The sequence below is a fragment of the Nitratidesulfovibrio liaohensis genome, assembly GCF_011682075.1.
Classification (GTDB): Bacteria; Desulfobacterota; Desulfovibrionia; order Desulfovibrionales; family Desulfovibrionaceae; genus Cupidesulfovibrio; species Cupidesulfovibrio liaohensis.
The window spans coordinates 1-2,976 of sequence record NZ_VSMK01000343.1 but is presented as its reverse complement, the minus strand read 5'-3'; the positions used below and the strand labels follow the sequence as shown (position 1 = coordinate 2,976).

The window sequence follows — 2,976 nt, the reverse complement described above, 5'->3', positions numbered from 1 at the left end:
CGCGCGCCCGACCTGGTGGCCCGCTACGGCGGCGAGGAATTCGCCTGCGTGCTGCCCGGCACGGCGGAAGCGGGTGCGGCCCAACTGGCCGAACGCATCTGCCGCGCCGTGGCCGAGTTGTGCATCACCCACCCCGGCAACACACCGGCGGCCCACGTCACCGTCAGCGTGGGGGTGGCCACGGTGCGCGGCGGCCACGACACCACGCCGCACCAGATCATCGACATGGCCGACCAGGCGTTGTACCGGGCCAAGTCCAAGGGACGGAACACGGTGGCCACGGCACAGGAGGTCCTGCCCCCGCTGGCCTGCCCGCACGGCGGCCTGCGCGTGCCGGGCGAGTTGCTGCGCCTTGCCTGGAGCAGTACGTACGAATGCGGCGAGGCGCGCATCGACGCCCAGCATCGCCAACTGTTCGAGATGGTCAACCGGCTGCTGGCCGCCTTTCTGGACAACGCCCCGCGCCCGGCCTGCCTGGCCATCATCCACGAACTGCTCACCGCCCTTGCCGAGCATTTTCACGACGAGGAGGCCGTGCTGCGCAGCCGGGGCTACCCCGATGCCGAGCACCACGCGGAACTGCACGCCACCCTGCTGGAAGTTGCGGGCGACCTGGCCGCACGCTACGAGCACGCAAACCTTCCCCTCGACGCGGCGCTGGGGGTCATTGCCCACGAGGTGGTGGCGCGCCACATGCTGGACGACGACACCAAGTTCCACCCCTACATGCAGGCGACATCCGAACAGCGCGCGGCCTGCCCCCCCGGGCCGCACATCCGGTGACAGTCCTTCCGGCGACAGCCCGATCCCAGACGGCCCGATCCCAAAGCTCTCCAGACGACATCGGCACCACATGGGCCCCGCCGCCCGGCGCTGCACACACATCACCCTGTTTCCGCCGTCTCATCCGCAGGCATCCGGCATCCGCCCACCCACACGTACCCCCGACAACGACAAACGGCGGCCAAGGCCGCCGTTTCGCGGGACGCCGCACCGTGCTCCTCCCGGGGACCAACGGCACGGCATGTGCCGTGTGTCGTCATGCATAGGGAATCTCGCGTTCTCCGAACGATTCGTAGTCCGATACCGGTGCAAACTGCGGCAGCGGCGGAATGGGGTCGTCCAACTGGCGGATGCGCCTGCGCGCCCGGCCCAGCAAGCCGTCTGCGATCATGGAAGGGCCGTTGCACGCGGTGACCACGTAGTCGCGCACGTCGGCGATGCTCTGAAACACCAGTGCCCCGCGCAGTACCCGGTGACGCGGGAAGTTCAGATAGAACACGGAGGAAAGCACGAAGCCCCCCGCTTCGGATCGGTACAGGGCCAGTTCCCACCAGTTGGGGGCTATGCCCATCCATTCGCGGTCATCCACAGTGGCCAGATGCTCGCCACGGAAGACGAGGTCTTCGCGCCCGTTACGGTGCAGTCTGATTTCCTGCATGGTGCCACTCCTGCGGTTGAGGGTGAAAGGGGTACCGCAAGTCCGCCGCGCCCCGGCATGATGCCAGGCACGGACGGGAGGAGAGAATCCTGCCGCCAGCGTACACCAGAGCGGGCGCCAGTGTGAAATGATTTTCCGAAAAACCATCGCGTATTATCATCGGTATCACGCACCATAACCCGATGCCTTGGCAATCCACCGGGTTACGAATACCATGCTCGTTGTTAGCCCTTTCCCCGTGCCACTACAGGAAAATGCATGCCCCCCCGCCCGACGCATCCCGGCCAGCCGCCGAAGCCGCCCTTCCGCCCCCTGCGCCATATCCTGACATGGACGCTGCGCGGCCTGGTCCTGTTGTCGCTGGGATACCTGCTGGCCGTGGCCGTGCTGGGCGCCATGCCGCGCCCGACTGAGGGATTACCGTCGCCCGCATGCTGCCTGCCTGGTAGCGCGGTGCGCAACGCCACGGAACAGCGGAACGGCACTACCGTACCCATCCCGCCGGAGTCGTCCGGCACACCGGGGTCACCTGGCGACGAAAACGCAGGAGTGACGGAGGCCGTAACGCGCAACGCCCCGCCGGTGACCATCCATGTGATCAGCAACGGGGTGCATGCGGACATCGTGCTGCCCGCGCGGGTGGAAGGGGAACCAGGACTTGCGGACGTGCTGGGGCTGGATGGCGGGACGGGCGGCGCAAACGACGGCCCGCCAGCACCGGCTGCCCTGCCGGGCAAAGCCCACGTGGCGATCGGCTGGGGCGCGCGGGAATTCTACCTGGCCACGCCCACCTGGGACCGGATGCGCCCCGGCGTGGCCCTGCGGGCGCTGGCCCTGGCACCCGCCGCCCTGCATGTGGAGGTGATGCCCGGCCCGCCGCTGCCCGATGCCGAGACCCGCATCCTGCATCTGTCGCGCCAGGGGTACCGAAACCTTGTGGCCTTCGTGGCGGCCAGCCTGCGCCGCGACGCCGAGGGACGTCCCGTGCGCATCCCGGTCACGCCGGAAAACGGCGGTACGGGCTACGGGCCGGGCAGCCTGTTCCTTGAAGCCACCGGGCGCTTCAGCCCCCTGCGCACCTGCAACACCTGGGCAGCCGACGCGCTGGCAGCAGCCGGAGTCCGCACCCCGGTGTGGACGCCCCTGCCCCATTTCCTGCTGTACCACCTGCCTGCCACGGATCGCTGACGGACTGCGCCTGTTCTCCCGAAGCCTTTCCGGGCCATGAGGCCCCTTGTTCTCCGGCGAGGAAGCACCGTTTTTTCATGAAGGGAATATGCCACAGCCGTCGGCAAGCGCGCAGCGCAAGTCCCACGGATGGGGCCAAGCTCGCGAGCCCGTCCTTCGGGGCGGAAGGCAGAGGGCAGGAGGACCGTCGCCTGACAGGGCCTGAAACGGCGACAGGCCGAAGGGACCGCCCCTTCGGCCTGCGACCACATGACTCGCCCAGGAGACAGGGCGTTGCCAACTTCGCGTTGCGGCCACGCCGGACGGCGGCGGCCTCACGGACGTGCCGCGCGGCGGCAGCTGGGCCG

3 protein-coding genes are annotated in these 2,976 nt (G+C 68.8%); 2 read left to right on the top strand and 1 reads right to left on the bottom strand.

Going from position 1 to position 2,976, the window contains the following annotated elements; translation table 11 throughout:
- On the top strand, positions 1 to 783 hold a 783-nt coding region (locus FVW27_RS11915), incomplete at its 5' end, for a hemerythrin domain-containing protein (protein WP_167125422.1).
- 256 nt (positions 784 to 1,039) lie between these two features.
- Here the strand turns inward: FVW27_RS11915 and FVW27_RS11910 are convergent.
- The gene (locus tag FVW27_RS11910) at positions 1,040 to 1,441 is read right to left on the bottom strand and encodes a hypothetical protein (protein ID WP_167125420.1); all 402 of its coding nucleotides are present in this window, start codon (positions 1,439 to 1,441) and stop codon (positions 1,040 to 1,042) included.
- 258 nt (positions 1,442 to 1,699) lie between these two features.
- On the opposite strand from FVW27_RS11910, the gene FVW27_RS11905 reads away from it, so the two are divergent.
- Positions 1,700 to 2,629: a TIGR02117 family protein gene (locus tag FVW27_RS11905; protein WP_167125418.1), complete on the top strand. Its 930-nt coding sequence runs from the start codon at positions 1,700 to 1,702 to the stop codon at positions 2,627 to 2,629.
- The last annotated feature ends 347 nt before the right edge of the window (positions 2,630 to 2,976 follow it).

What these genes read in the sequence shown, in the direction of transcription:
- FVW27_RS11910 (WP_167125420.1), bottom strand. Translation starts at nt 1,441, where the DNA reads ATGCAGGAAATCAGACTGCACCGTAACGGGCGCGAAGACCTCGTCTTC.
- FVW27_RS11905 (WP_167125418.1), top strand. Translation starts at nt 1,700, where the DNA reads ATGCCCCCCCGCCCGACGCATCCCGGCCAGCCGCCGAAGCCGCCCTTC.